Below are 3038 nucleotides of genomic sequence, written 5' to 3'. Positions count from 1 at the left end.
CGGCGTGCGCGCGAGCGCGGCGACCAGGCGCGGGCGCAGGGCGGCGTCGAGCGGCCCGGCGCCGAGCCCGGTCGGGACGAGCGCGAGCGGGTCGCCGTCCGCGTCGGCGAGCGCGCGGGCGAGGTCGGCGTACACGTCCGCGGCGTGCTCGAGCACCGCGTCGGTCAGCGGGCCGAGCGCGACGTGGCGGCGGGTCGGGTCGAGCGGGAGGGTCGCGACGAGCAGCGCGGGCAGGTCGAGGGGGTCGTCGGTCGGGGTCGGCGCGTGCACGACGCGGTCGGCGGCCCGGCGTCGCTCGTCGGCCCAGGCCCGGGGCACGGGCACCGCCCACGTGACGCGCCACGAGCGTGCGGAGCGCTCCTCGACGGGCCGGTCGGCGAGCAGGGCGAGCGGGAGCTCACCCTCGTCGGACGCGACGGTCCAGCGGTCCTCGACGCGCGCGAGCCGGCGCGGGGCGTCGTCGCCGTCCTCGACGAGGATCTCGACGAGGCCCGGCAGCGCGAGCAGCAGCGGATCGCCCACGGCACGCAGCAGCGCGCGGATCTCGTCGGCGGCGACCTCGTCGCGCAGCTCGAGCACCACGGCGGTGTCGTACCCGGACGGGGGGCGGCCGTCGGCGGGCAGCGGGAGGCGCAGCGCGGGCAGCGAGCCGTCGCGGCGGCGGACCTCGTCGGCCAGGGCGGGCGACCCCGCGCCGGCCTGCGCGAGCAGCGCCGCGGTGTCGCGGAGGCTGAACCGGACCCCTCCGGTCGTGGACAGCACGCCGACCTCGTCGGCCACCGCCCGGACCGCGGCGAACCCGACCCCGAACCGGCCGACCGCGCGCGAGCCGCCGTCCCGCTTGGAGGACGCGCGCATCGACGCGAGCGACGCGACGCCCGCGTCGTCGAGCGGGGCGCCGGTGTTGGCCGCGACGAGGGTCGTGCCGTCGTCGGTGTGCGCGAGGCGCAGCAGGAGTCGGCCGGGAACGCCGGCCCGGACCGCGGCGTCGGCCGCGTTCTGGGCCAGCTCGACGACCACGCGGTCGCGGTAGTAGCCGCGGGCGTGGTCCTCCTCGACGTTGGCGTCCTCGCGCAGCCGCGCGGGTGACGCCGTCCATGCCCCCATGGCGGCCGCTCGCAGCGCGGCGGTGCCGAAGGGGTCGACGGTCACGGCTCCGAGTGTGCCACCGGGGTGTCCTCGGCGGCGGGCGCCACCTCGGTCGGTGCGTCGGCGTCGTCGGCCGGCTCGTCGTCCGCGGCCTCAGCAGCGGGCTCGTCGGCCACCTCCGCCACCGGCTCAGCGTGCGGCAGCGTCGACAGCGCGGGGATCACGTCGATCCGCAGCTCGTCGATCAGCGGCGCGGACTCGGGCCACTCGGTCGGCACGGGCTCGTTGCCGGTCTCCGAGTGCGCCCCGCACCCGTGCTCCAGGCTGACCACCTTGCCGTCGTCGGGCGACCACTCGTTGGCGCAGACGCCGAACACCGTGCCCAGCGGACCCTGCAGCGGGATGAGGAACCCACAGGTCTGGCACGCGGCCGCGGACGCGAGCGAGCCGGGGCTCGTCGGGCCGTTCGAGCCGCGGAACCAGCGCTCGGCGGCCTCGTCGCGACCCTGCGGGGACAGCACCCGCACGCGGGCCAGGGCCAGCTCGTCGATCGCGACCTCGTCGAGCTCGGGGTCGCCCGTGGGCGTCCAGCCGGGCTCGAGGCGCGGGTCGTCCGCGCGGAACGGCAGCACGTCGCCGGGACCGACGTCGCCGGGGCGCAGGCGCTCGGACCACGGCACCCAGTCGGTGCCGAGGATCGCGTCCTCGCCGGGCAGCAGCTCGGCCTCGCACACGGTCGCGATCCGGCCGCGCGGCACGCGCGAGACGGTCACGGTCCACTCCCAGCCGCGGTAGCCGCGGGCCAGGGAGGCGAACCGGTGGGAGATCAGGCGCTCGCCCTCGACGACGACGCCGAGGTGCTCCCCGACGTCGGCGGGGTTGCCCGCGAGCTCGATCGCGACCTCGCGCGCGAGATCGACGGCCGAGCCGAGCACGGCGTCCTTGGTGGCGGTGGCCACGTCAGGCCTCGAGGTCGGCGGCGACGGCCCGCAGCAGGGTCGCGTACTGCACCGCGCGGGCCTTCTCCGGGTAGCGGCCGCGGCGCAGGTCGTTGCCGACGCGGTCCAGCACCTTGATGAGGTCCTCGATGATCACGGCCATGTCGTCGACCGGCTTGCGCACGACCTTGGCGACCGAGGGCAGCGGGTCGAGGATCTTCACGGACAGCGCCTGCGGGCCGCGGCGCCCGTCGGCGACACCGAAGTCGACCTTGGTGCCGACCGACGGCGTCACGCCGTCGGGGAGGGCCGAGGCGTGCAGGAAGACCTCGCCGCCGTCGTCGCCGGCGATGAACCCGAACCCGCGCTCGGCGTCGAACCACTTGACCTTGCCGGTGGGCACGGCGTACCTCGTTCTCTGGGTGTGCTGGGAAACGTCTGGGGCCAGGTTACCGGGCCGGGCCCGTGTTCATCACCTGACGGCGGCGTCGCCCAGCCGGTCGAGCGCGAGGGCGGCGAGCAGCGCGGGGCCGATGGCGAGCGCGTCGTCGGAGAACCGTGCCTGCGCCGAGTGGTTGTACGGGGCGGTCCGGGCGTCCACGCCCGCGGGCGTGGCGCTGACGAAGACGAACGATCCCGGCACCTGCTCGAGCACGTAGGAGAAGTCCTCGGCGCCGGCCAGCGGCTGCGGCATGGTCAACCACGCCTGCTCGCCGAACAGCTCGCGCGTGAGGCGGGCGGTGCGGTCGAGCTCGTCGGCGTCGTTGACCGTCACGGGGTACCCACGCTGGTAGTCGACCGTCGCGGTGAGACCGTGCGCGGCGGCGATGTTCTCGGCCAGGGTCGTGAGCAGGCCGGGCGCCGCCTCCCACGTCGCGCGCGAGAACGTCCGGACGGTGATCTGCAGCTCGGCCGACGAGGGGATCACGTTGTTCGTCGTCCCGGCCAGGATCGCCCCGACCGTGATGACCACCGGGTCGAACGCGTCGAACCGGCGCGTGACGAGCGACT

Annotated in this window: 4 protein-coding genes; all 4 read right to left on the bottom strand. The window is 76.2% G+C overall.

Going from position 1 to position 3038, the window contains the following annotated elements; all coding sequences use genetic code 11:
• On the bottom strand, positions 1–1152 hold a 1152-nt coding region (locus D1825_RS00565), incomplete at its 3' end, for an ATP-binding protein (protein ID WP_138067037.1).
• The gene (locus tag D1825_RS00560; RefSeq protein ID WP_118765598.1) at positions 1149–2048 is read right to left on the bottom strand and encodes a DUF3027 domain-containing protein; all 900 of its coding nucleotides are present in this window, start codon (positions 2046–2048) and stop codon (positions 1149–1151) included. The genes D1825_RS00565 and D1825_RS00560, both read right to left, overlap by 4 nt.
• A gap of 1 nt (position 2049) precedes the next feature.
• Positions 2050–2430, bottom strand: a complete 381-nt coding sequence (locus D1825_RS00555) for a cold-shock protein (RefSeq protein ID WP_118765597.1) — start codon at positions 2428–2430, stop codon at positions 2050–2052.
• A gap of 69 nt (positions 2431–2499) precedes the next feature.
• On the bottom strand, positions 2500–3038 hold a 539-nt coding region (locus D1825_RS00550), incomplete at its 5' end, for a M20/M25/M40 family metallo-hydrolase (RefSeq protein WP_118765596.1).

Origin of the sequence: Cellulomonas rhizosphaerae (assembly GCF_003470205.1) — a bacterium.
Lineage (GTDB): Bacteria > Actinomycetota > Actinomycetes > Actinomycetales > Cellulomonadaceae > Cellulomonas > Cellulomonas rhizosphaerae.
The sequence above is the reverse complement of the archived record's forward strand: the minus strand, read 5'-3'. Positions and strand labels throughout refer to the sequence as shown.